Genomic DNA, 20,450 nt, shown 5'->3' on the forward strand with positions numbered 1-20,450 from the left:
CCTCGCCGCGGAGATGCCGAGAAGAGTACGCCAGGCCGGTGGCCGTCCCGGGGCCAGCCCCCCGGGACGGCCACGGACCCCGCTGGTCAGGCCGCCGAGTGCGGGACGCCCTGGCCCGGGTCGATGCGGTGCGGGCCGTTCTTGCCCGGCTTGACGTCGAAGTCGAAGATCCCGGTCGGCAGGTAGACCGTCGAGCACGAGTTCGGGATGTCGACCACACCGGACAGCCTGCCCTCGATCGGCGCGGCCCCGAGGATCATGTAGGCCTGGATCGGGGAGTAGCCGAAGTTCGTCAGGTAGTCGATCGCGTGCAGGCAGGCCCGCTGGTACGACAGGTGCGAGTCGAGGTAGCGCTGCTCGCCGTCGAGGGTGACCGAGGTGCCGGAGAACGCGATCCACTCGCTGTACTGCGGGTCGGTGTTGCCCGGTACGAAGATCGCGTTCTCGGAGACGCCGTAGGTCGCCATGCCGCCCTTGATGACGTCGACGTGCAGGTCGATGAAGCCGCCCATCTCGATCGCGCCGCAGAAGGTGATCTCGCCGTCGCCCTGGGAGAAGTGCAGGTCGCCCATCGACAGGTTCGCGCCGTCGACGAACACCGGATAGAAGACCCGGCTGCCCTTGGTGAGGTTCTTGATGTCCTGGTTGCCGCCGTTCTCCCGGGGCGGTGCGGTGCGCGCGGCCTCCGCGGCGGCCCGGTCGAAGTCGGCGCCGGTCAGCGAGCCGAGGATCGCCGAGTCCGGGTTCGGCGGCAGGGCCAGCGGCGGCACCCGCTCCGGGTCGGTGTCGATCAGCGCCTGCTCGCGGGCGTTCCAGCGGCCGAGCAGCTCGGGCGACGGCGCCGTCCCCATCAGCCCGGGGTGGACGATCCCGGTGAACGACACCCCCGGGACGTGCCGGGAGGTGGCCGTCCCGCCCCGGAAGTCCCAGATGACCTTGTAGGCGTCGGGGAACTGTTCGGTGAGGAAGCCGCCGCCGTTGCGGGTGGCGAACACCCCGGTGTAGCCCCAGCCCTGCCCGGCCAGCGGCCCGGAGTCCTCCTGCGGGATCGGCCCGACGTCGAGGATGTCGACGATCAGCAGGTCACCCGGCTGCGCCCCTTCGACGGCGATCGGCCCGGACAGCACGTGCACCCCGGCGAGCGGTGCGTTCAGGATGTCGTCGGCGGAGTCGTCGTTGTGGATGGCGCCGTCGAACCACTCGCGGCAGTCGACCCGGAACGTGTCCCCGGGCTTGACGTGCACCTGCGCCGGGATGTCGGGGTGCCACCGGTTGTGGCCGGTCAGCTGCTGGTCGGTGAAGGTCTTGGTGCTGTCGAGGGGGAAGACGTTCCTGGGCATCGGACACTCCCGGGGTCGGTGCGGACGCGGGCGGGGCGGACGGGGTGCAGCGGTCGGCGCGGGGCGGTGCGACGCGGTCAGGGCCGCGGCAGACCGCGGGTGGCGGGGTGCAGCGGCGGCCCGCCGGGGCGCAGCGGGCGCGGCGGTGGGGCGGAGACGACCTGCGGTTCGTGGGCGGTGGCCGTGGTGCGGTCGATCAGGGCCATCCGGCCGCGGTCGGCGAGGCCGAGCATCGGTGCGGTGATGACGCGCGGGGACTGCTCCCCGCAGGTGGGGCAGCGCGCCGTCGCGGGGGCGCTGCCGATCGGGTGCCGTTCCTCGACGGGGCCGTCGGCCCCGCACCGGTAGACGTAGAGCGCCACGGTCGTACCTCCCGGCACGCCGGGCGACCCGACATGCATCCGAGGAAATATTTTCCTGGGAAAGTACGACCGACGGGCCGGGGTGTCAACGCACCCGTCAGAGTTGCTGGACGACGTCCCAGGCCACCCCGTCGGCGACGGCGAGGAACACCTGCTGGCGCAGGTGCCGCCCGTGCACCTCGACGGTCCCGCGCGGGCTCTCGTAGGCCAGCCCCTCGGCCACCGCGGTCATCGCCGGGACCTCCGGCGACCCGGCCCGGCGCATGAGCTCGGTCAGCAGCCGGACGCCCTCGTAGCAGGACTCGCCGAGGCTGTTGAGCACCGGCGCGTCCGGGCCGAAGCGGTGGGCGTGCGCGGCCGCGAAGTCCAGCCCCGACGCCGTCGCCAGGTCCTCGAAGTAGCCGGCCGAGGTGAGCAGGCCGCGGGTGTTCTCTGGCCCCGAGGCGAGCAGCACGTTCTCCTCGATCAGCGAGCTGAACCGCAGGATCTCCCGGTCCAGCCGGAGGGCGCAGAACGCCCGGTTGAACTCGACGGCGTCGTTGCCGATCAGCAGCATCAGGACGGCGTCGCAGCCGCTCGCCTCGACTCGGCGCAGCGCGCGCGAGAAGTCCTCGGTGCCCAGCGGGACGTACATCTCGTCGCAGACCGTCCCGCCGATCCGGCGCAGGTGCTCGGCCGCGACCTGCGCGGACCGGCGCGGCCACACGTAGTCGTCGCCGACGATCGTCCAGCGGCGCACCCCGGCGGCCTCGGCGAACCAGCTCAGCGACGGGCCCAGCTGCAGGTCCGGGGTCTCCCCGGTCAGGAACAGCCCCGGTCGCTGCTCGCCGCCCTCGTACAGGGCGGTGTAGGCGTAGGGCACCCGCCCGTGGATCCGGGGCGCGACGGCCTCGCGGACCGCCGAGATGTGCCAGCCGGTGACCGCGTCCACGGCGCCGGCACTGACCAGCGCGTCGAGCTCCGCGGCGACGACGGCGGGTGGCGCGCCGCCGTCGACCGGCACCAGGTTCAGCTCCCGGCCGAGCACCCCGCCCGCGGCGTTGACCTCCTCGGCGGCCAGCGTCGCGCAGGTCTCGCAGGACGGGCCGAAGATGCCCGCCGGACCCTGCAGCGGGACGACCAGTGCCACGTTCAGCACCTCGCTCCCGCGCGCCGGCACCGCCGTCGCGCGCCCGGGGTCCGGGAACGGAGTCATGCAGGTGACGCTATCCATCGTGGCGTCGCCCACCTAGCGCCTCGTCGGAAAACGTCCGGTTACGATGCGCTCATGTCGGAGCCCGCGGAGCACGTGCGGCCGTCCGGGGACGAGTCGCTGCGCCTGCTCTGCGCGGTGGGCCGGACGCTGGACCAGGAGCTCGACGACGCCCTGCGCGGCTGCGGGTCCGACGTCGACCAGTGGCGGGTGCTCGGCCTGCTCGCCTCGCGCGGCGGCTGCACGATGAGCGTGGTCGCCGAGCACGCGCTGCTGCTGGCGCCGCGGGCGACCAAGCTCGTGGACCGGATGACCGCGGCGAACCTCGTGCACCGCAGGCCCGACGTCGTCGACCGGCGCCGGGTGCTCGTCGTCGCCACCGGGCGGGGCCGCGCGGCACTCGCGGAGTGGGACGCCGCGGCGGCCGGGGTGCTGGACCGCTACCGGGACCTGCTGGGTTCCGACGCCGCCCTGTTCGACGACGTGCTGCGGCGGCTGCAGGACGCCACCGGGCGGGCCGGGGCGCCGGGCCTGGCGCGGCTCGCCACGACCGAGGGCTGAGGCGGAACGACCGACGGCGCCCCACCCGCGGGTGGGACGCCGTCGGCGGACGTGCGGAGTGCTCAGGCGTTGCCGTCGAACAGGCTCGTGACCGAGCCGTCCTCGAACACCTGGTGGATCGCCTCGGCCAGCAGCGGGGCGATCGGCAGCACGGTCATGCTGTCGAACCGCTTCTCGGCCGGGATCGGCAGCGAGTCGGTGAAGATGACCTCCGACGCGCCGCAGTTCGCGAGGCGCTCGGTGGCCGGGCCGGACAGCACGCCGTGGGTGGCGGCCACGATCACGTCCGAGGCGCCCTCCTTGAGGAGCACCTCGACCGCCTTCGCGACGGTGCCACCGGTGTCGATCATGTCGTCGATGACGACGCAGCAGCGGCCCTCGATCTCACCGACGACCCGGTTCGCGACGGCCTCGTTCGGCTTGCGCGGGTCGCGGGTCTTGTGGATGAACGCCAGCGGGGTCCCGCCGAGGGTCTCGGCCCAGCGCTCGGCCAGGCGCACCCGGCCGGAGTCGGGGGAGACGACCGCGAAGTTGTCGGTCGGCCGGGTGCTCTTGATGTGCTGGGCGAGCACCGGCAGCGCGAACAGGTGGTCGACGGGGCCGTCGAAGAAGCCCTGGATCTGCGACGTGTGCAGGTCCACGGTCAGGATCCGGTCGGCACCGGCGGTCTTGAACATGTCCGCGACGAGGCGGGCCGAGATGGGCTCGCGGCCGCGGTGCTTCTTGTCCTGACGGGCGTAGCCCCAGAACGGCATGACCGCGGTGATCCGCTTGGCCGACCCGCGCTTGAGCGCGTCGACCATGATCAGCTGCTCCATGATCGCGTCGTTGATCGGGGCGGAGTGCGCCTGGATCACGAACGCGTCGCTCCCGCGGACCGACTCCTCGAAGCGGCAGAAGATCTCACCGTTCGCGAAGGAGTAGGCGGACTGCGGGGTGACCGTGACGTCGAGCTCCTTCGCCACGTGCTCGGCGAGCTCCGGGTGCGCCCTCCCCGAGAACAGCATCATGTTCTTCTTGGGAGTGCCTGCGATCGCGCTCACCGTGCGGTGCCTCCTCGGCTGAGGTCTCTCGGGTCCGTCGTACCGGCGGAGGTGGTGTGACCTGCGCCGTCGTTGCTGGTCGTGCCGTTCGTGGACGGGTCGCTGCCCGCCCGCTGTGCCGCCTCGGCGGCCGGGGTGCCGGGCCGCTTGCGCGGCACCCACCCCTCGATGGTGCGCTGTGCTCCACCCGACACCGCGAGCGCCCCCGGCGGGACGTCGTCGCGGAGCACGGTCCCGGCGCCGGTGTAGGCGCCGTCCCCGACCGTGACCGGGGCGATGAACATGGTGTCCGACCCGGTCCTCACGTGGGATCCGACGACGGTCCGCTGCTTGCGGACGCCGTCGTAGTTGACGAACACCGACGAGGCGCCGATGTTGCTCATCTCGCCGATCGTCGCGTCCCCGACGTAGGTCAGGTGCGGGACCTTGGTGCCCGCGCCGATGTCGGAGTTCTTGACCTCGACGAACGTGCCGATCTTGCCGCGCTCGCCGAGGACGGCGCCCGGGCGCAGGTAGGCGAACGGCCCGACCGAGGCGCCGGGCCCGATCCGGGACTCCGACCCGTGGGTGCGGACGACGCTCGCGCCGGCCCCGACGACGGTGTCGGTCAGCGTGGTGTCGGGCCCGATCACCGCGGCCTCGTCGACCTCGCACGCGCCGTGCAGCTGGGTGCCCGGGTGCAGGACGACGTCGCGCGCGAGCCGCACGCCGACGTCGACCCGGGTGGTGGCGGGGTCGACCACGGTGACCCCGGCCAGCATCCACTCCCGCAGCACGCGGCGGTTCAGCTCCGCGCCGAGCTCGGCGAGCTGGACGCGGTCGTTCACACCGCGCACGCGCCACTCGTCGTCGCAGCGGACGGCGTGCACCGTCCGGTCCGCGGCGACGGCGGCGGCGACCAGGTCGGTGAGGTAGAGCTCCTGCTGGGCGTTGTGCGCGGCCAGGCCCGCGATGCCCGCGCGCAGGAACGCGGCGTCGAAGGCGTAGACGCCGGAGTTGACCTCCGCGATGGCACGCTGCTCCGGTGTCGCGTCGGTCTGCTCGACGATCCCGGTGACGGCTCCGTCGGCGGTGCGCACGATCCGGCCGTAGCCGGTGGGGTCGGCGACCTCGCAGGTCAGCAGGGTGACCGCGGCGCCGTGGTCGGCGTGCTCGGTGACCAGCGCGGACAGGGTCGCGGTGTCGAGCAGCGGGACGTCGCCGTAGGTGACCAGGACGGTGCCGGTCAGGTCCGCGGGGAGCGGGGTGAGGCCGCTGCGGACCGCGTCGCCGGTGCCGAGGCGCTGCTCCTGGACGGCGGTGGTGACGGTGCGTCCGAGGGCGGCGGAGATGCCGTCGACGGCCTGCTCCACCCGCTCGCGCTCGTGCCCGACGACGACCACGAGGTGCTCGGGGGCGGTACCGGCCAGTGCGTGCACCGCGTGGCCGAGCATGCTGCGCCCGCCCAGCTCGTGGAGCACCTTCGGCGTCGACGACCGCATCCGCGAACCCGCGCCCGCCGCGAGGACGATGCCGGCTGCGACCGTCGCGGTTCCGGGTGCCGGTCGGTCACCGGTGCCGGCCCGGTCGGGTTCGGGCATGTTCGGTTCCTCCTGCCGGACTCGCCGCCCGTGCCGGGCGGAGGACGCGGGACGCGCCGTGCCGGTACGGCATCGTACGGGGACGGCCCCGGGTGACCCGGCGGGCCCGTCGCGCCCGCGGTGACGCCGCCGTAAACCCAAGATCAACCCTTCGGGTGGTAACCGGTCGGGTACCGGTCTCGTTCCACCGTTCAGACGACGGTGACCGGCCGGTCACCGTCCGCGATGATGAGCGGAGTGCGATGACGCGCGAGGTCGAGGGACGCCGTCGGCGGCCCCGGGTGATGGCGGTCCTGGCCACGGTGGCGGCCCTGGTGCTGGCCGGGCTGACCGCCGGGATGATCGGGACCGCGTCCGCGGCGCCGACGGAGTCCGACCGGGGCGGTCCGGGTCGCGCCGAGGGGACGCCCTGCTCGGCGGCCGCGCGCGCCTGCGTGGACCTCGCGAACAGCACGGCGTGGCTGATCCGCGACGGGAGGATCGAGGCCGGGCCGGTCCCGGCGTCGTTCGGGAAGAAGGGCCAGCGCACCCCGGCCGGCGTCTTCCAGGTCCAGTGGAAGAACAAGGACCACCGCAGCGCGGAGTTCAACAACGCACCGATGCCGTTCGCGGTCTTCTTCGCCCCCGGCGGCATCGCCTTCCACGAGGGCAACACCGAGACCGAGTCCGCGGGCTGCGTCCGGCTGTCCCGCGCGAACGCCGAGCGCTGGTTCAACTCGCTGCAGGTCGGCGACCGGGTCGAGGTCACCAACATCCCGCAGTGACCGGAGGCGTTTCGCGGTCCGGGGTGGCGGGAACGGCTGGGGCGGAGAAGACTGCCGAGTGATCGGTTGTGCAAAATCGGTCCCCACGACACGGAGGTAACGATGCCCACGCGCAGCGCCCGCACCGCATGGAACGGCTCTCTGGAGCAGGGATCCGGCCAGGTCGAGCTGTCCAGCTCCAAGGTCGGTACCTACGAGGTCAGCTTCCCCAAGCGCGCCGCGGACGACGCCGGTGGCACCACCAGCCCGGAGGAGCTCATCGCCGCGGCGCACTCCGCCTGCTACGCGATGCAGCTCTCGGCGAACATCGCCGAGGCGGGTGGGACCCCCGAGTCCCTCGACGTCTCGGCCGACGTCTCCCTCGGCCCGGACAAGGACAACGGCGGCTTCAAGCTGACCGGCATCACGCTGACGGTGCGCGGTGAGGTCACCGGACTCGACGCCGACGGCTTCGCCAAGGCCGCGGAGGCCGCCAAAGCCGGCTGCCCCGTGTCGAAGGCGCTGACCGGCGTCGAGATCACGCTGGACGCCGCGCTGGAGAGCTGAGACCCGGCACGTCGCGACGCCCTCGACCGGATCCCGGTCGGGGGCGTCGTCGTGTCCCGGGGTCAGCCGTCGAGCCCGTCCAGCACCGTCCGCGACGGCACGAAGAACGTGCAGCCCGTCGTCGGGGTCGAGTAGTCGAGGATGCGGTCGTGCAACGGCGGCGGGTCGCCGACGAACATCCGCCGCAGCATCGTCTCGACCACCCACAGGTGCCGGCTGTAGCCGATGAAGTAGGTGCCGTACTCGCCCCGTCCCGGCGTGGCGAACGGCATGTTGTCCCGCAGGATGTCGTGCTCGACGCCGTCGTCGTCGGTGATCGTGCACAGCGTCTTGTGCGACTTCTGGCCCTCCTCGGCGTCCGGCAGCTCCACCCCGTCGAACTTGGTCCGCCCGACGATCTCCTCCTGGGTGGCCACGCTCTGCCCGCGCCAGGCGGTCATGTCGTGCAGGTACCTCTGCACGACGACGTAGCTGCCGCGGGCGTGTGCCGGGTCCTCCTCGCCGACCAGGGTCGCGGCCGGGAGGCCCGCCCCGTCCGGGTTGGCCGTCCCGTCGGCGAAGTCGAGCAGGTCCCGGCCGTGCCGGTAGCGGAAGCCGGCGGTCTCGTCGACGGTGGTGACGGTGTCGCCGAAGGCCTCCAGCAGCATCATCTCGAACCGCACGATCAGGTCCGTGGTGTCCGCCCGCAGGTGGTAGAGCAGATCCCCCTCGGTGGCGACGGCGGTGTGGCTCGCGCCGGTGATCTCGCGGAACGGTGCGAGCTCGCGCGGCGGCGGCCCGCCGACGACCCGTTCCCACACCCGGTGCCCGATCCCGACGGTGCAGTGGAACGCCGCCCCGTCGGCGCCGATGCGGACGTTCCTGACGAGGTCGGAGGTCGCGGCGAGTGTCGACCGGACCCTGGCGTCGGAGTCCGGCCCGTCGCCCACCCGCAGGACGAGGAAGGCAGCCGCGGCGGTGAGCGGGGCGGTGACGTCCTGGGGCTCCGGTGGTGGGACTGCGCGTTCGGTCGCCTGGGTCACACCGCCGGAGCGTAGCGACCCCGTGGCTACGGTGGGGCCGTGACGACCCCGCCCTCCCGGCACCGCGGCATCGTCCTGTTCGGCCCCGGCGCGGGCGGCGACCCCGGCCGCTACGCCACGCTGACCGGTGCGCTGCGTGCCGCCGGGTGGGACGTCCTCGCCCCGCCCGCGGAGCGGTTCGCCCCCGCGACCGTGACGCCCGGGCAGCTGCGGGCGCGGGTCGCGCTGTTGCACGACGCGCTCGCCGTGCACCCGGACCGCGACGCCCTGCCCGTCGTCGCGGTGGGGCACTCGATCGGCGGGTGGGCGGCGCTCTGCCTCGCCGGTGCCCGCCCGTGCACCCGCGACGGCGCGGAGCTCGCGGTGCCCGCCGAGCCCCGGGTGTCGCGGCTCGTCGCGATCGCGCCGCCGGTGGGCTGGTTCGCCGCGCCCGGCGCGCTCGCGGCCGTGACGGTGCCGGTCGCGGTGCACGTCGGAGCGGCGGACGTGGTGACGCCGCCGTCGTCGACGGAGCTGCTGCGCGCCGCGCCCGGTCCGGTGACGGTCACCGTGCACGAGGGCGTCGGGCACTTCGACGTCGCCATGACCGAGCTGCCGCCGGGGGAGCGCCCGGCGGCCGGGCTCGACCACCGGGTGTTCCTGGACCGGCTGGCCGCCGCCGTCGCCGGGTTCCTCGCCACCCCGTGACCCGGGCCCCGGTCCGCCGGCCGCGGGGGTCGACGTCGGAACCGGATGTCGGAAGCGGTGTGCGGCCCGGACGGGGAGAGCCTGCCGGGCCGTTCCCAAGTCAGCAGCCTGCTCCGCCGCCAGGATTCGAACCTGGACCATCGGAACCAAAATCCGAGGTGCTGCCGTTACACCACGGCGGATCGTGGGGCCTCGTCATCGTGACACGTCGGCGACGCCGTCCTTGCAGCGCACCCGCCCTGCGCGTCGGCCGGGGATGACCGGGATCACGGACAAACGCCCACGAAAGGGTGATCCGCACCCCGGGCGCGGCGGATCCGCGTCGGGTTGACACACTCCCGTGCGTGCTGAACACGGATGCTTCCGGGACGACGTCGTCGATCGGGTCCGGAACCGCGTTGACGTGCCGTCTCTGTGGCACGACCGACCTGCGCAGCTTCTGCGACCTGGGCGCCACACCGCCCTGCGAGCTGTTCCTCACCGAGCAGACGGCACAGCAGCCCGAGCAGACCTTCCCGCTGCACGTGCGGGTGTGCAACTCGTGTCTGCTCGCCCAGCTGCCGCCGGAGATCAGCCCGGAGGAGACGTTCGAGGAGTACGCCTACTTCTCCTCGTTCAGCTCGTCCTGGGTGGACCACGCGCGCCGATTCGTCGACTCGGCGCAGGAGCGCGCCGGGCTGGACGCGGGCTCGTTCGTCGTCGAGGTCGCCTCGAACGACGGCTACCTGCTCCAGCACGTCGTCGCGAAGGGCATCCGCTGCCTCGGCGTCGAGCCGAGCGTGAACGTCGGCGAGGCCGCCCGCGAGAAGGGCGTCCCGACGCTGACCGCGTTCCTCACCCCGGAGACCGGCGCCCGGGTGCGCGCCGAGCACGGCCCGGCCGACCTGGTCTGCGGCAACAACGTGTTCGCCCACATCCCCGACGTCGTCGGCTTCGCGCAGGGACTGCGCGCCATGGTCGCCGACGACGGCTGGGTCTCCATCGAGGTCCAGCACCTGCTCACGCTCGTCGAGCGCAAGCAATTCGACACGATCTACCACGAGCACTTCCAGTACTACACGCTGCTCACCGGGCAGCGGGCGCTCGCCGCGGGCGGGCTGACCCTGGTCGACGTCGAGCTGCTCGACACCCACGGCGGCTCCATCCGCATGTGGGCGCGCCCGGCCGAGGTCGCCGGTGAGCCGAGCGCGACGGTCCGCGAGGTCCTGGCCGCCGAGGCGGCCGCCGGGCTGCACACGCCGGAGGGGCACGACGGGTTCGCCGAGGCCGTCTCCACCATCCGCGACGACCTGGTGGCGTTCCTCATCGACGCCCGCCGGCGGGGGAAGCGCGTGGTCGGCTACGGCGCCCCGGGCAAGGGGAACACCCTGCTCAACTACTGCGGCATCCGGCCCGACCTGCTCGAGTACACGGTGGACCGGAACCCGTACAAGCACGGGCGGCTAACGCCGGGCACCCGAATCCCGATCTTCGCTCCGGAGCGGATCGCGCAGGACCGCCCCGACCACGTGTTGATCCTGCCCTGGAACCTGCGCACCGAGCTGACCGAGCAGCTGTCCTACGTCCGCGAGTGGGGCGGCACGCTGGTCTTCCCGATCCCGTCGCTCGAGGTGGTCTGACGTGAAGGTCGTCCTGTTCTGCGGTGGTTACGGCATGCGGATGCGCGATGGCGCGTCCGACCTCCCGAAGCCGATGCACCCGGTGGGGCCGCGCCCGTTGATCTGGCACGTGATGCGCTACTACGCCCACTTCGGCCACAAGGACTTCGTCCTGTGCCTGGGCTACGGCGCGCACCACATCAAGAACTACTTCCTGAACTACGACGAGACCGAGTCCAACGACTTCGTGCTGCACCAGGGCGAGGTCGAGCTCATGGGCAGCGACATCAAGGACTGGAACATCACGTTCGTCCACACCGGTCTGGACTCGCCGATCGGTGAGCGTCTGCGCCGGGTGAAGGCGCTGGTCAAGGACGAGGAGATGTTCCACGCGAACTACGCCGACGTCCTCACCGACGCCCCGCTGGACAGGATGGTCGAGCAGTTCGCCGGCACCGACGCCGTCGGGCAGCTGATGGCGGTGCCGCCGCAGTCGGCGTTCCACTGCGTCGACGTCGACGACAACGGCAGGCTCGAGTCGATCACCACGCTGCAGGAGATGCCGATCTGGGAGAACGGCGGCTACCTCATGTTCCGGCCGGAGATCTTCGACTTCCTCGAGAAGGACTGCGACCTGATCGCCGACGCCGCCGCCCCGCTGGCGCGCAAGGGCCGCATGTCGGCCTACCGGCACCGCGGTTTCTGGCAGCCTGCGGACACCGTCAAGGAGCGCAACGCGCTGGAGGCGGCCTACCAGAGCGGCGCGCGACCGTGGATGCTCTGGGAGTCCCACGAGACCGACCAGGACCCGCTGCAGGCCGCGATCGCGGAGATGCACCGCAGCAGCCACCAGCGCGACTAGGCCGCGATTCCGGGGGGGAACGAGAGACCGTGCTGAACCTGTTGCCCGAGCGGCTGGACCGCATCCTGCTGCTCGGCGCCCACTGTGACGACATCCCGATCGGGGCCGGCGGGATGCTCCTGGAGCTGTGCCGCGCCTATCCGGGGGTGCAGGTCACCGCGCTGGTCCTGACCGGGGCGGGGTCGCTGCGCGAGGAGGAGGAGCGGGCCGCACTGGCCGCGTTCACCCCGGGCGCGCACCTCGACGTCGTCGTCATGGACCTGCCCGACGGCCGCGTCCCGCAGCACTGGGAGCGGGCGAAGATGGCGCTGGAGGACCTGCGCAGCCGCAGCGAGCCGGACCTGGTGATCGGCCCGTCGCCGCACGACGCCCACCAGGACCACCGGACGCTGTCGCAGATGATCCCGACCGCGTTCCGCGACCACCTGACGCTCGGCTACGAGATCCTCAAGTGGGAGGGCGACCTCGCCCAGCCGACGGTCTTCCTGCCGCTGTCCGAGCCGGTGCTCACCGAGAAGATCGCCAAGCTCAACGAGCACTACGGCAGCCAGCGCGACCGGACCTGGTTCGACGACGAGACCTTCCGCGGCCTGGCCCGCGTGCGCGGGGTGCAGTGCCACGCCCGCTACGCCGAGGGCTTCCACGTCCAGAAGCTGACGCTGTCCGCAGCGCCGATGGTCGGTTCCGAGCCGAACGGTTTCTGACCCCGCACACACCGCCGAGAAAGGGATATTCATGCGCGTACTGCTCACCGGGCACCAGGGCTACCTCGGGACCGTGATGGCGCCGTTGCTGGCGGCCGCGGGTCACGAGGTGACCGGCCTGGACTCCGGGCTGTTCGCGGACTGCGTGCTGGGTTCGCTGGACACCCCCGACGTCGAGGGCTTCGAGACCGACCTCCGCGACGTGACCGTGGAGCAGCTCGCCGGGTTCGACGCCGTCGTCCACATGGCGGCGCTGTCGAACGACCCGCTGGGCTCGCTCGCCCCGGAGATCACCTACGACATCAACCACCACGCGTCGTCCCGGCTGGCGCGGCTGTCGAAGGAGGCCGGTGTCGGCCGCTTCGTCTACGCCTCCACCTGCTCGGTCTACGGCGCCCAGTCCGGGGACGACCTCGTCGACGAGGACGCCCCGCTCAAGCCGGTCACCCCGTACGCGATCTCCAAGGTCCGCGTCGAGGACGACCTCGCCGAGCTCGCCGACGCCGACTTCGTGCCGGTCTCGATGCGCAACGCGACCGCCTTCGGCTTCTCGCCGCGGCTGCGCGCGGACATCGTGCTGAACAACCTGGTCGGGCGCGCGGTCCTGACGAACGAGGTCACGGTGCTCTCCGACGGCACCCCGTGGCGCCCGCTCGCGCACGCCGAGGACATCGCGGGTGCCGTCGTCGCGGCGCTGGGCGCGCCGGCCGACGTCGTGCGGGCCCGGGCGTACAACGTCGGCACCGAGCGGAACAACCGGACCGTCGCCGAGATCGCGCAGGCCGTGATCGACGCCGTCCCCGGCTCGACGCTGAACATCACCGGCGAGGCCGGCAACGACCCGCGGTCGTACCGGGTGGACTTCTCCCGGGCGCGCAAGGAGCTCGGCTTCGAGGCGTCCTGGACGATCCCGGCCGGTGCCGAGCAGCTCGCCACCGAGTACCGGGACCGCGGCCTGACCCAGGACGCGTTCGACAACTCCTTCACCCGGCTCGCGGTGCTCAACCGTCGTCAGGCGGCGGGGGAGCTCGACGGGTCGATGCACGTCGTGAAGTAGGACCGCTCGGCCGACGGCCCGTCCCGCGCTACCGTCGCGGGGCGGGCCGTCGACGTCTCCAGGGGGAGCCATGTGCCGCAACATCCGGACCCTGCACAACTTCGAGCCGCCGGCCACGCCCGACGAGGTGGACGCCGCGGCGCTGCAGTACGTCCGCAAGATCGCCGGGTCGGCGAAGCCCTCGCAGGCCAACGCCGAGGTGTTCGAACGGGCGGTCGCCGCCGTCGCCGAGGCGACCCGGGAGCTGCTGGACGGGCTGACCACGACCGCCCCGCCGAAGGACCGTGAGGTGGAGGCGGCGAAGGCCCGGGCGCGGGCGGAGCTGCGCTACGCCCGCTGATCCGGCGCGGGACCGAGCAACCGGGCCCGCCTCCGTGCAGCCACCGAGACGCACGTTTCCGCCCTGCCGGGGGCGAGAACGTGCGTCTCGACGAGCACTACGCGGCGGGAGCGGCCAGGGCGTCGATCTCCACCAGCATCTCGGCGTGGGGGAGGCCCACGAACACCGTGGTGCGGGCGGGGAGCGCGGCACCGTCGGGGACGTGCCGGGACACGAACTCGCCGTAGGCGTCGTTCATCGCGGAGAAGTGCTCCCGCTCGGTGAGGTAGACGCGGAACATCAGGACGTCGCCGACCGAGGCGCCGCCCGCCTCCAGGATCGCGCGGACGTTCTCCAGGGTCCGCAGCGTCTGGGCGTGCACGTCGCCCGGCGCGATGTACTGCTTCGTCGCCGGGTCCATCGGGCCCTGCCCGGAGACCTGCAGCAGGCCGCCCTTGCGCACGCCCTGGCTGAAGGTGTGCGCGGGGGCGGGTGCGTCGGTGGTGGTCACGGTGCCGTTGGCGGCGGTGGTCATGCGGGGGGATCCTCTCGGGTCGGGCGCCAGCCGAGGTCGCGGGAGATCGTCCCGGTGACGGCCAGCAGTGACGGGACCAGCTCCATCAGCTGGTCGTAGCCGGCGACGATGGTCGGCACGGACACCGACACCGCCGCGACGGCGGTTCCGGCCGGTCCGCGGACCGGCGCCCCGATGCAGTTGATCGAGGCCTCGTTCTCCTCGCGGTCCTGGGCCCAGCCCTGCTCGCGCACCCGGGCGAGCTCGGCCAGGTAGGCGTCGCGGTCGGTGATCGTGTGCGGGGTGCGGGCGGGGAAGTCGACGTCGTCGAGCACCCGGTTCCGCTCCGCCGCGGGCAGGTCGGCGAGCAGCACCTTCCCGGCGGCGGTGGAGTGCACGGGTCCGCGCAGCCCGACCCGCGACGCCATGCGCACGTTGTCGAGCGACTCCAGCTTGTCGATGTAGACGATCTCGCCGTCGTCGCGCTCGGACAGATGCACGGTGTGGCCGTGGGCCCGGTTGAACGCGTGCAGGTGCGGTGCGGCGACCGTGCGCACCTCGCGCTGGTCCAGCCCGCGCGAGGACAGCTCGAACAGCCGCGAGCCGAGCCGGTAGCGGTGGTGGTCGTCGCGGTGCACGAAGTGCTCGTCGGCCAGGGTGCGCAGCAGCCGCAGGACGGTGGTCTTGTGCACCCCGAGCGCCGTGGCGAGCTCGTCGAGCGACGCCGGGCCCTCCCCGAGAACCACCAGGATCCGCAGCGCCTTGGTCAGGCTGGTGCTCACACGGCCTCCCGGTCGGCGCTCACGCGCAGGGTCGCCCAGGCGTCGTCGTCGAGGTCGAGCAGGTGCTCGGGCAGCGGTGCGGCGGAGTCGCCGGGAACGACGAGCACCGCGGCGGCACCGAGGTGGCCCCGGCGCAGGCAGCGGCCCACGTCCTCGCCGCGGACCAGGCCGGTGAGCAGCCCGGCGGCGAACGCGTCGCCCGCCCCGACCGGCTCGACGACGTCGACGACCAGCGCCGCGCGCTCGGTGACCGCACCGTCGCGGTGCACGGCCAGTGCGCGCCGGGCGCCGTCCTTGACCACGACCAGCTCCGGGCCGGGCAGCAGCGTGCGCAGCCGGGCCGGGTCGTCGGTGCCGAACACCCGCCGCGCCTCGTCCGCCCCGACGAGTACGACGTCGGCCCGATCGGCCAGCGCGGCCACCGGGGCCGGGTCGCCGTCGGGCCACATCTGCTCGCGCCAGTTCACGTCGAACACGACCCGGTACCGGCGGGGGCGGGCCAGCAGCGCGGCCAGTGCGGCCGCGCAGGACGCCGACACGGCCGCGGTGATCCCGCCGACGTGCACCCAGTCCGCGACGGCGATCCGGTCGCGTACCGCGGGCACCTCCAGCAGTTCGGGCCCGGCCGCCGAGGCCGCCGACCCGGACCGCCGGTAGGTCATGACGGTGCCGCCGTCGGGCGCCGGGGACTTGGCGTAACGGCCGGTCGGGAGGTCCGGGTCGACGCCGATCCCACCGGTGTCGACCCCGGCGGCGGCGAGCGTGTGCTGCACGAGGGCGCCGTGCCGGTCGTCGCCGAGACGCCCGACCCACGCCACCGCGACGCCGGCCGCGGCCAGGTCGAGCGCGACGTTCACCTCGGCGCCCGCGGCGTGCGCGGGGGCCCGCGGGTCGTCGACGGCGGCCGCGTCGGGGACCAGGGCGAGGGCCTCGCCGAAGCACACCACGGCGCTGCGGCCCGGGGTTTCCACTGCTGGGTTCTCCTCCGCCGTCGTTGACCGATCTGTCGCGGCGATGCTAGAACAGCCGCACCGAAATACGCAACCAGTGCTGCAGAATACGCAACGTACCTGCTCAGAGGGGAGAACGGGATGCTCCGGTACGCGTCGCTCGGCGCCGAACGGCCCGGCCCGTACGCCAAGTCGGTCCCGCCGCTGCCCGGTACGGTCGACGAGTGGCTCGCCGGCGGGCCGCGGCTGTCGGACCTGGCCACACCCGTCCTCACCCTCGACCGGGCGGCCCTGCACGCCAACGCCGAGCGGATGGCCGGCTGGTGTGCCGCGCACGGCGTCGACCTCGCCCCGCACGGCAAGACGACGATGGCCCCCGCGCTGTGGGACCTGCAGCTGCGCCACGGCGCCTGGGGGATCACCGTCGCGACGCCGTGGCAGGCGCGGATCGCGATCGACGCCGGCGTGCGACGGGTGCTGCTGGCGAACGCGCTCGTCGACCCGGCGGGCGTGCGGGCCGTCGCCGCCGCGCGTGACGCCGACCCGGAGCTGGAGGTGCTGAGCTGGGTCGACTCGGTCGACGCCGTCGCCGCGATGACCACCGCCGCGGGGTCCCCGGCACGGCCGCTCGCCGTCGTCGTCGAGCTGGGGGCGCCCGGCGGCCGGACCGGCGCGCGCACCCTGGCCGAGGCCGAGCGGGTGGCCTCGGCCGTCGTGGCCAGCCCGGCGCTGGCGCTGGCCGGGGTCGGCGGCTATGAGGGGGCGCTCGCGCACGACCCGTCGGAGGCGTCGCTGGCGACCGTCCGCGCCTACCTCGACGACCTCGCCGAGCTGCACCGCCGGCTCGCCCCGTCCTACGGGACCGACGAGGTCGTGGTCACCGCGGGCGGCAGCGCCTACTTCGACCAGGTCGTCGCCGCGCTGGCCGGGCTCGCCGACGCGCGCACCCGCGTCGTGCTGCGCTCGGGCGCCTACCTCGTCCACGACGACGGCTTCTACCGCGGCATCTCCCCGCTGGCCCGCGACGACGAGCAGCGCCCGTTCCGCTCGGCCATGCACGTGACCGCCCGGGTGGTGTCGACCCCGGAGCCCGGCCTCGCGCTGCTCGACGCGGGCAAGCGCGACGTCCCGTTCGACGAGGGGCTGCCCGAGCCGCAGCGGATCGCCGACGACCTCGGGTCGCCCTCGCGGCCGCTGACCGGCACCGTCACCGCCGTCAACGACCAGCACGCGTTCCTGCGCACCGAGGAGCAGGTCCGGATCGGGCAGGTCGTCCGGCTCGGACTCTCGCACCCGTGCACCGCGTTCGACAAGTGGCGCTGGATCCCGGTGCTGGACGGCACGGACCCCGACCCGCAGGTCGTCGAGCTCGTCCGGACGTTCTTCTGATGGGCACGCTGCTGCGCGGCGGCACCGTCGTCGACGGGACCGGCGGGCCCCGGTACACCGCGGACGTGCTCGTCGAGGGCGACCGGATCGCCGCGGTCGGGCCGGACGCGGCCGGACGGGCCGGGCGGGTCGTCGACGTGGACGGGATGGTCGTCGCCCCCGGGTTCGTCGACATGCACGCCCACTCCGACCTGCGCCTGCTCACCGAGCCCGCGCACCTCGCGAAGGTCTCCCAGGGCGTGACGACCGAGGTCCTCGGCCAGGACGGGCTGTCCTACGCCCCCGTCGACGACGACGTGCTGCCCGTGCTGCGCCGCGCGATCGCCGGCTGGAACGGTGACCCCGGCGCGGACTCCTTCACCTGGCGCACCGTCGCGGAGTACCTGGACCGGCTCGACGAGGGCATCGCCGGCAACGCCGCCTACCTCGTCCCGCACGGCACCGTCCGCGCGCTGGTCTGCGGCTGGGACGACCGCCCCGCCACGCGGGCGGAGATCGCCCGGATGGCCGGCGTCGTCCGCACCGGCATGGACGAGGGCGCGGTCGGTCTCTCGGCCGGGCTCACCTACACCCCCGGCATGTACGCCGACGGCGCCGAGCTCGCCGCGCTGTGCGCCGCGGTGGGGGAGCGGGGCGGCTTCTTCGCCCCGCACCACCGCAGCTACGGCGCGGGCGCGCTGGAGGCCTACGCCGAGATGGTCGACGTCGCCGAGCGGTCCGGGTGCGCGCTGCACCTGGCGCACGCCACGCTCAACTTCGGCCCCAACAAGGGCCGGGCCGGGGAGCTGATCACGCTGCTCGACACGGCCGTCGCCCGCGGCGTCGACATCACCCTCGACACCTACCCGTACCTGCCGGGTGCGACGACGCTGTCGGCGATCCTGCCCAGCTGGTGCCAGTCCGGCGGCCTCGACGCGGCCCGCGAGCGGCTGCGCGACCCGGCCGCACTCGCCCGGATCCGCGAGGACCTGGAGGTCCACGGCTCCGACGGCTGCCACGGCGTCGTCGCCGAGTGGGAGACGATCGAGATCAGCGGGGTCACGAACCCCGAGCTCGCCGGGACGGTCGGGCGGACGGTCGCCGACATCGCGGGCGCGACCGGAGCGGATCCGTTCGACACCTGCGTGGACATCCTGCTCCGCGACGACTTCGGGACCGGCATCCTGCAGCACGTCGGGCACGAGGAGAACGTCCGCGCGATCATGCGCCACCCGCGGCACACCGGCGGCAGCGACGGCCTGCTCGTCGGTGCGAAGCCGCACCCGCGGGCCTGGGGGACCTTCCCCCGCTACCTCGGTCACTACTGCCGCGAGCTCGGGCTGTTCTCCCTGGAGGAGTGCGTCCACCACCTCACCGGGCGCGCCGCCGACCGGCTCCGCCTGGCCGACCGCGGTCGCGTCCGGCCGGGCCTGGCCGCCGACCTGGTCGTGTTCGACCCGGACACCGTCACCGACACCGCCACCTTCGCCGAGCCCGCCCAGCAGGCGGCCGGCATCCCGTACGTCCTGGTCAACGGGGCCGTCGCGGTCGACGGCGGGGAGCGCACCGACGCGCTCGCCGGCCGCGCACTGCGCCGCCGGGCCGACGGCCGGACCGCACCGGGCACCCACCCCACCGGAGGACGACGATGACCTTCCTCGACTGGCTGCAGAACGACACGGCCGGCCTGCTCACCCTCGCCGCCGTCAGCGTCGCGCTGCTGCTGATCATGATCATGCGACTACGGCTGGAGCCGTTCATCGCGCTGATCGTCACCGGCGTGCTGGTCGCGCTCGTCGCGGGCGTGTCGGTCACCGACCTCGTCGGCACCCCGATCAAGGCGTCGGACTCGCTGTTCGAGACCGGGTTCGCCGGGATCCTCGGCCACATCGCCCCGATCATCGGGCTGGGCACCGTGCTCGGCGCGATCATGGAGCGCTCCGGTGGCGCGGACGCCCTGACCGAACGGCTGCTCCGGCTGTTCGGGCCGAAGGGCGCACCGCTCGCGATGGGGGTCACCGGGCTGGTGCTCGGCATCCCCGTGTTCTTCGACATCGGCATCTTCGTGCTCGCGCCGCTGGTCTACGTGGCCGCGCGCCGCGGCGGCCGCTCGCTGGTGCTCTACGCGATGCCGATGCTCGCCGGGCTGTCGATGACCCACGCGTTCCTGCCGCCGCACCCCGGACCGGTCACCGCGGGCGGGCTGCTCGGCGTCGGCATGGGCTGGGTGATCGCGATGGGCCTGCTCTGCGGCATCCCCGCCTGGCTGGTCAGCGGCGTCTGGTGGGGCTCGTTCATCGGGCGGCGGATCCAGGTCGGCGTGCCCGAGGACCTGCCCGGCGGGGCCGCCCCGGCCCCCGGCCCGGCCGGTTCCGCGCGCGACACCGGCGACAGCAACGGCGACGGCGACGGCGACCCGGGCGGCGGGACGGCCGGTGTCCGCACCGCGGAGACGGCCGGCCCGCAGACCGCGGTCGCGGTGGCCGCGCCCCCGTCGGTCGCGCTCATCTCCTCGATCATCGCGGTCCCGCTGGTGCTCATCCTCGCCGCGACCGTCGCGGGGGTGACGCTCCCGGAGGGCACGGTGCTCCGCGACGTCCTCGTGCTGCTCGGCACCCCGGCCATCGCGCTGACGCTGTCGGTGCTGCTCGCGCTGTACCTGCTCGGCATCCGGCGCGGGACGTCGATGGCCGAGCTCGGCCGGATCTCCGGCGAGTCGCTGCGCCCGGTCGGGATGATCCTGCTCGTCGTCGGGGCGGGGGCGTTCTTCGGCAAGGTCCTGCAGACCACCGGCGTCGGCGACGCACTGGCCGGCTCGATGACCGCGATCGGGCTGCCGGTGATCGCCTCGGCGTACCTGATCAGCGCGGCGCTGCGGATCGCCCAGGGCTCGGCGACCGTCGCCATCGTGACGACGGCGGGCATCATCGGCCCGACCGTCGCCGCGGGCGGCTACAGCCAGCCGCAGCTCGCGCTGATCGTCGTCGCCGTGTCGGCCGGGTCGATCATCGCCAGCCACGTCAACGACGGCGGGTTCTGGATCGTCGCCAAGTACTTCAACATGACGGTGAAGCAGACCCTGATGACCTGGACGGTGCTGGAGACGATCCTGTCGGTCGTCGGGTTCGCCGCGGCCGCGCTGGTGTGGGCCGTCGTCTAGGGCGTGTCTTGTAAGGGTTCTGACCTGCTGTCGGTGATC

General features: G+C 73.4%; 21 protein-coding genes and 1 tRNA gene. 12 read left to right on the forward strand and 10 right to left on the reverse strand.

The features are described from left to right. Positions 1-86 precede the first annotated feature (86 nt). The 3 genes from fmdA to MTO91_RS04000 form a co-directional block, all read right to left on the reverse strand. Complete coding sequence (fmdA, locus tag MTO91_RS03990) at positions 87-1,340, reverse strand: formamidase (protein ID WP_476653831.1); 1,254 nt, start codon at positions 1,338-1,340, stop codon at positions 87-89. A 77-nt stretch (positions 1,341-1,417) separates the two neighbouring features. Continuing rightward, positions 1,418-1,702, reverse strand: coding sequence for an FmdB family zinc ribbon protein (locus tag MTO91_RS03995; RefSeq protein ID WP_062400225.1), 285 nt, complete (start codon positions 1,700-1,702; stop codon positions 1,418-1,420). A 97-nt stretch (positions 1,703-1,799) separates the two neighbouring features. Further along, positions 1,800-2,897, reverse strand: coding sequence for a substrate-binding domain-containing protein (locus MTO91_RS04000; RefSeq protein ID WP_476653832.1), 1,098 nt, complete (start codon positions 2,895-2,897; stop codon positions 1,800-1,802). 72 nt (positions 2,898-2,969) lie between these two features. Here MTO91_RS04000 and MTO91_RS04005 point away from each other — a divergent pair, with 72 nt between their 5' ends. Then, complete coding sequence (locus MTO91_RS04005) at positions 2,970-3,455, forward strand: MarR family transcriptional regulator (RefSeq protein ID WP_476653833.1); 486 nt, start codon at positions 2,970-2,972, stop codon at positions 3,453-3,455. Positions 3,456-3,517: 62 nt separating this feature from the next. Here the strand turns inward: MTO91_RS04005 and MTO91_RS04010 are convergent, their stop codons facing one another. Continuing rightward, positions 3,518-4,498 (reverse strand): ribose-phosphate diphosphokinase, encoded by a 981-nt coding sequence (locus MTO91_RS04010; RefSeq protein ID WP_062400231.1) that lies wholly within the window; start codon positions 4,496-4,498, stop codon positions 3,518-3,520. Further along, positions 4,495-5,979, reverse strand: coding sequence for a bifunctional UDP-N-acetylglucosamine diphosphorylase/glucosamine-1-phosphate N-acetyltransferase GlmU (gene glmU, locus MTO91_RS04015; protein ID WP_251787082.1), 1,485 nt, complete (start codon positions 5,977-5,979; stop codon positions 4,495-4,497). The genes MTO91_RS04010 and glmU overlap by 4 nt, the downstream gene beginning before the upstream one ends. A 341-nt stretch (positions 5,980-6,320) precedes the next feature. Between glmU and MTO91_RS04020 the strand changes: the two genes are divergently transcribed. Together MTO91_RS04020 and MTO91_RS04025 are read left to right on the forward strand one after the other, a co-directional pair. Further along, positions 6,321-6,842 (forward strand): L,D-transpeptidase, encoded by a 522-nt coding sequence (locus MTO91_RS04020; protein WP_476653834.1) that lies wholly within the window; start codon positions 6,321-6,323, stop codon positions 6,840-6,842. A 102-nt stretch (positions 6,843-6,944) separates the two neighbouring features. Continuing rightward, on the forward strand, positions 6,945-7,388 hold the full coding sequence (locus MTO91_RS04025) for an OsmC family peroxiredoxin (RefSeq protein WP_251787075.1): 444 nt from the start codon (positions 6,945-6,947) through the stop codon (positions 7,386-7,388). Between the two features lie 62 nt (positions 7,389-7,450). On the opposite strand, the gene MTO91_RS04030 is transcribed toward MTO91_RS04025, so the two are convergent. Beyond that, positions 7,451-8,410 (reverse strand): Dyp-type peroxidase, encoded by a 960-nt coding sequence (locus MTO91_RS04030; RefSeq protein ID WP_476653835.1) that lies wholly within the window; start codon positions 8,408-8,410, stop codon positions 7,451-7,453. A gap of 39 nt (positions 8,411-8,449) precedes the next feature. On the opposite strand from MTO91_RS04030, the gene MTO91_RS04035 reads away from it, so the two are divergent. Beyond that, positions 8,450-9,097 carry an alpha/beta hydrolase gene (locus MTO91_RS04035; protein WP_476653836.1) on the forward strand — a complete coding sequence of 216 codons (648 nt, stop codon included), beginning with the start codon at positions 8,450-8,452 and terminating at the stop codon, positions 9,095-9,097. A 111-nt stretch (positions 9,098-9,208) separates the two neighbouring features. On the opposite strand, the gene MTO91_RS04040 is transcribed toward MTO91_RS04035, so the two are convergent. Further along, positions 9,209-9,279 (reverse strand) — tRNA-Gln (locus MTO91_RS04040). 162 nt (positions 9,280-9,441) lie between these two features. Here MTO91_RS04040 and MTO91_RS04045 point away from each other — a divergent pair. The 5 genes from MTO91_RS04045 (at position 9,442) to MTO91_RS04065 (ending at position 13,658) form a co-directional block, all read left to right on the forward strand. Then, entirely contained in the window at positions 9,442-10,716 is a 1,275-nt protein-coding gene (locus MTO91_RS04045; RefSeq protein WP_476653837.1) for a methyltransferase domain-containing protein, read from the forward strand. Between the two features lies 1 nt (position 10,717). Beyond that, positions 10,718-11,557 carry a sugar phosphate nucleotidyltransferase gene (locus MTO91_RS04050; protein WP_251785885.1) on the forward strand — a complete coding sequence of 280 codons (840 nt, stop codon included), beginning with the start codon at positions 10,718-10,720 and terminating at the stop codon, positions 11,555-11,557. Between the two features lie 29 nt (positions 11,558-11,586). Then, positions 11,587-12,261, forward strand: a complete 675-nt coding sequence (locus MTO91_RS04055) for a PIG-L deacetylase family protein (RefSeq protein WP_062400266.1) — start codon at positions 11,587-11,589, stop codon at positions 12,259-12,261. Between the two features lie 31 nt (positions 12,262-12,292). After that, the gene (locus MTO91_RS04060; RefSeq protein WP_405419379.1) at positions 12,293-13,318 is read left to right on the forward strand and encodes an NAD-dependent epimerase/dehydratase family protein; all 1,026 of its coding nucleotides are present in this window, start codon (positions 12,293-12,295) and stop codon (positions 13,316-13,318) included. A gap of 70 nt (positions 13,319-13,388) precedes the next feature. Further along, complete coding sequence (locus MTO91_RS04065; protein ID WP_251785880.1) at positions 13,389-13,658, forward strand: DUF2277 domain-containing protein; 270 nt, start codon at positions 13,389-13,391, stop codon at positions 13,656-13,658. Positions 13,659-13,755: 97 nt separating this feature from the next. Here MTO91_RS04065 and MTO91_RS04070 read toward each other — a convergent pair whose 3' ends face one another. From MTO91_RS04070 to MTO91_RS04080, 3 genes are read right to left on the reverse strand one after another with little or no spacing between them, the layout of a single operon-like run. Beyond that, positions 13,756-14,172 (reverse strand): RidA family protein, encoded by a 417-nt coding sequence (locus MTO91_RS04070; RefSeq protein WP_167379109.1) that lies wholly within the window; start codon positions 14,170-14,172, stop codon positions 13,756-13,758. Further along, a complete protein-coding gene (locus MTO91_RS04075) occupies positions 14,169-14,933 on the reverse strand; it encodes an IclR family transcriptional regulator (protein ID WP_405419375.1) in 765 nt (254 codons plus the stop codon). Before MTO91_RS04075 ends, MTO91_RS04070 begins: the two co-directional genes overlap by 4 nt. Beyond that, on the reverse strand, positions 14,930-15,904 hold the full coding sequence (locus MTO91_RS04080; protein WP_346101660.1) for a sugar kinase: 975 nt from the start codon (positions 15,902-15,904) through the stop codon (positions 14,930-14,932). Before MTO91_RS04080 ends, MTO91_RS04075 begins: the two co-directional genes overlap by 4 nt. 120 nt (positions 15,905-16,024) lie before the next feature. Here MTO91_RS04080 and MTO91_RS04085 point away from each other — a divergent pair, with 120 nt between their 5' ends. The 3 genes from MTO91_RS04085 to MTO91_RS04095 are packed head-to-tail and all read left to right on the forward strand — an operon-like array spanning position 16,025 to position 20,411. Next, complete coding sequence (locus tag MTO91_RS04085) at positions 16,025-17,272, forward strand: amino acid deaminase (protein ID WP_476653838.1); 1,248 nt, start codon at positions 16,025-16,027, stop codon at positions 17,270-17,272. Beyond that, on the forward strand, positions 17,272-18,903 hold the full coding sequence (locus tag MTO91_RS04090) for an N-acyl-D-amino-acid deacylase family protein (protein WP_405419370.1): 1,632 nt from the start codon (positions 17,272-17,274) through the stop codon (positions 18,901-18,903). The genes MTO91_RS04085 and MTO91_RS04090 overlap by 1 nt, the downstream gene beginning before the upstream one ends. Further along, on the forward strand, positions 18,900-20,411 hold the full coding sequence (locus MTO91_RS04095) for a GntP family permease (protein WP_405419367.1): 1,512 nt from the start codon (positions 18,900-18,902) through the stop codon (positions 20,409-20,411). Before MTO91_RS04090 ends, MTO91_RS04095 begins: the two co-directional genes overlap by 4 nt. Positions 20,412-20,450 lie beyond the last annotated feature (39 nt).

It is taken from the genome of Pseudonocardia sp. 2-7, assembly GCF_056341085.1.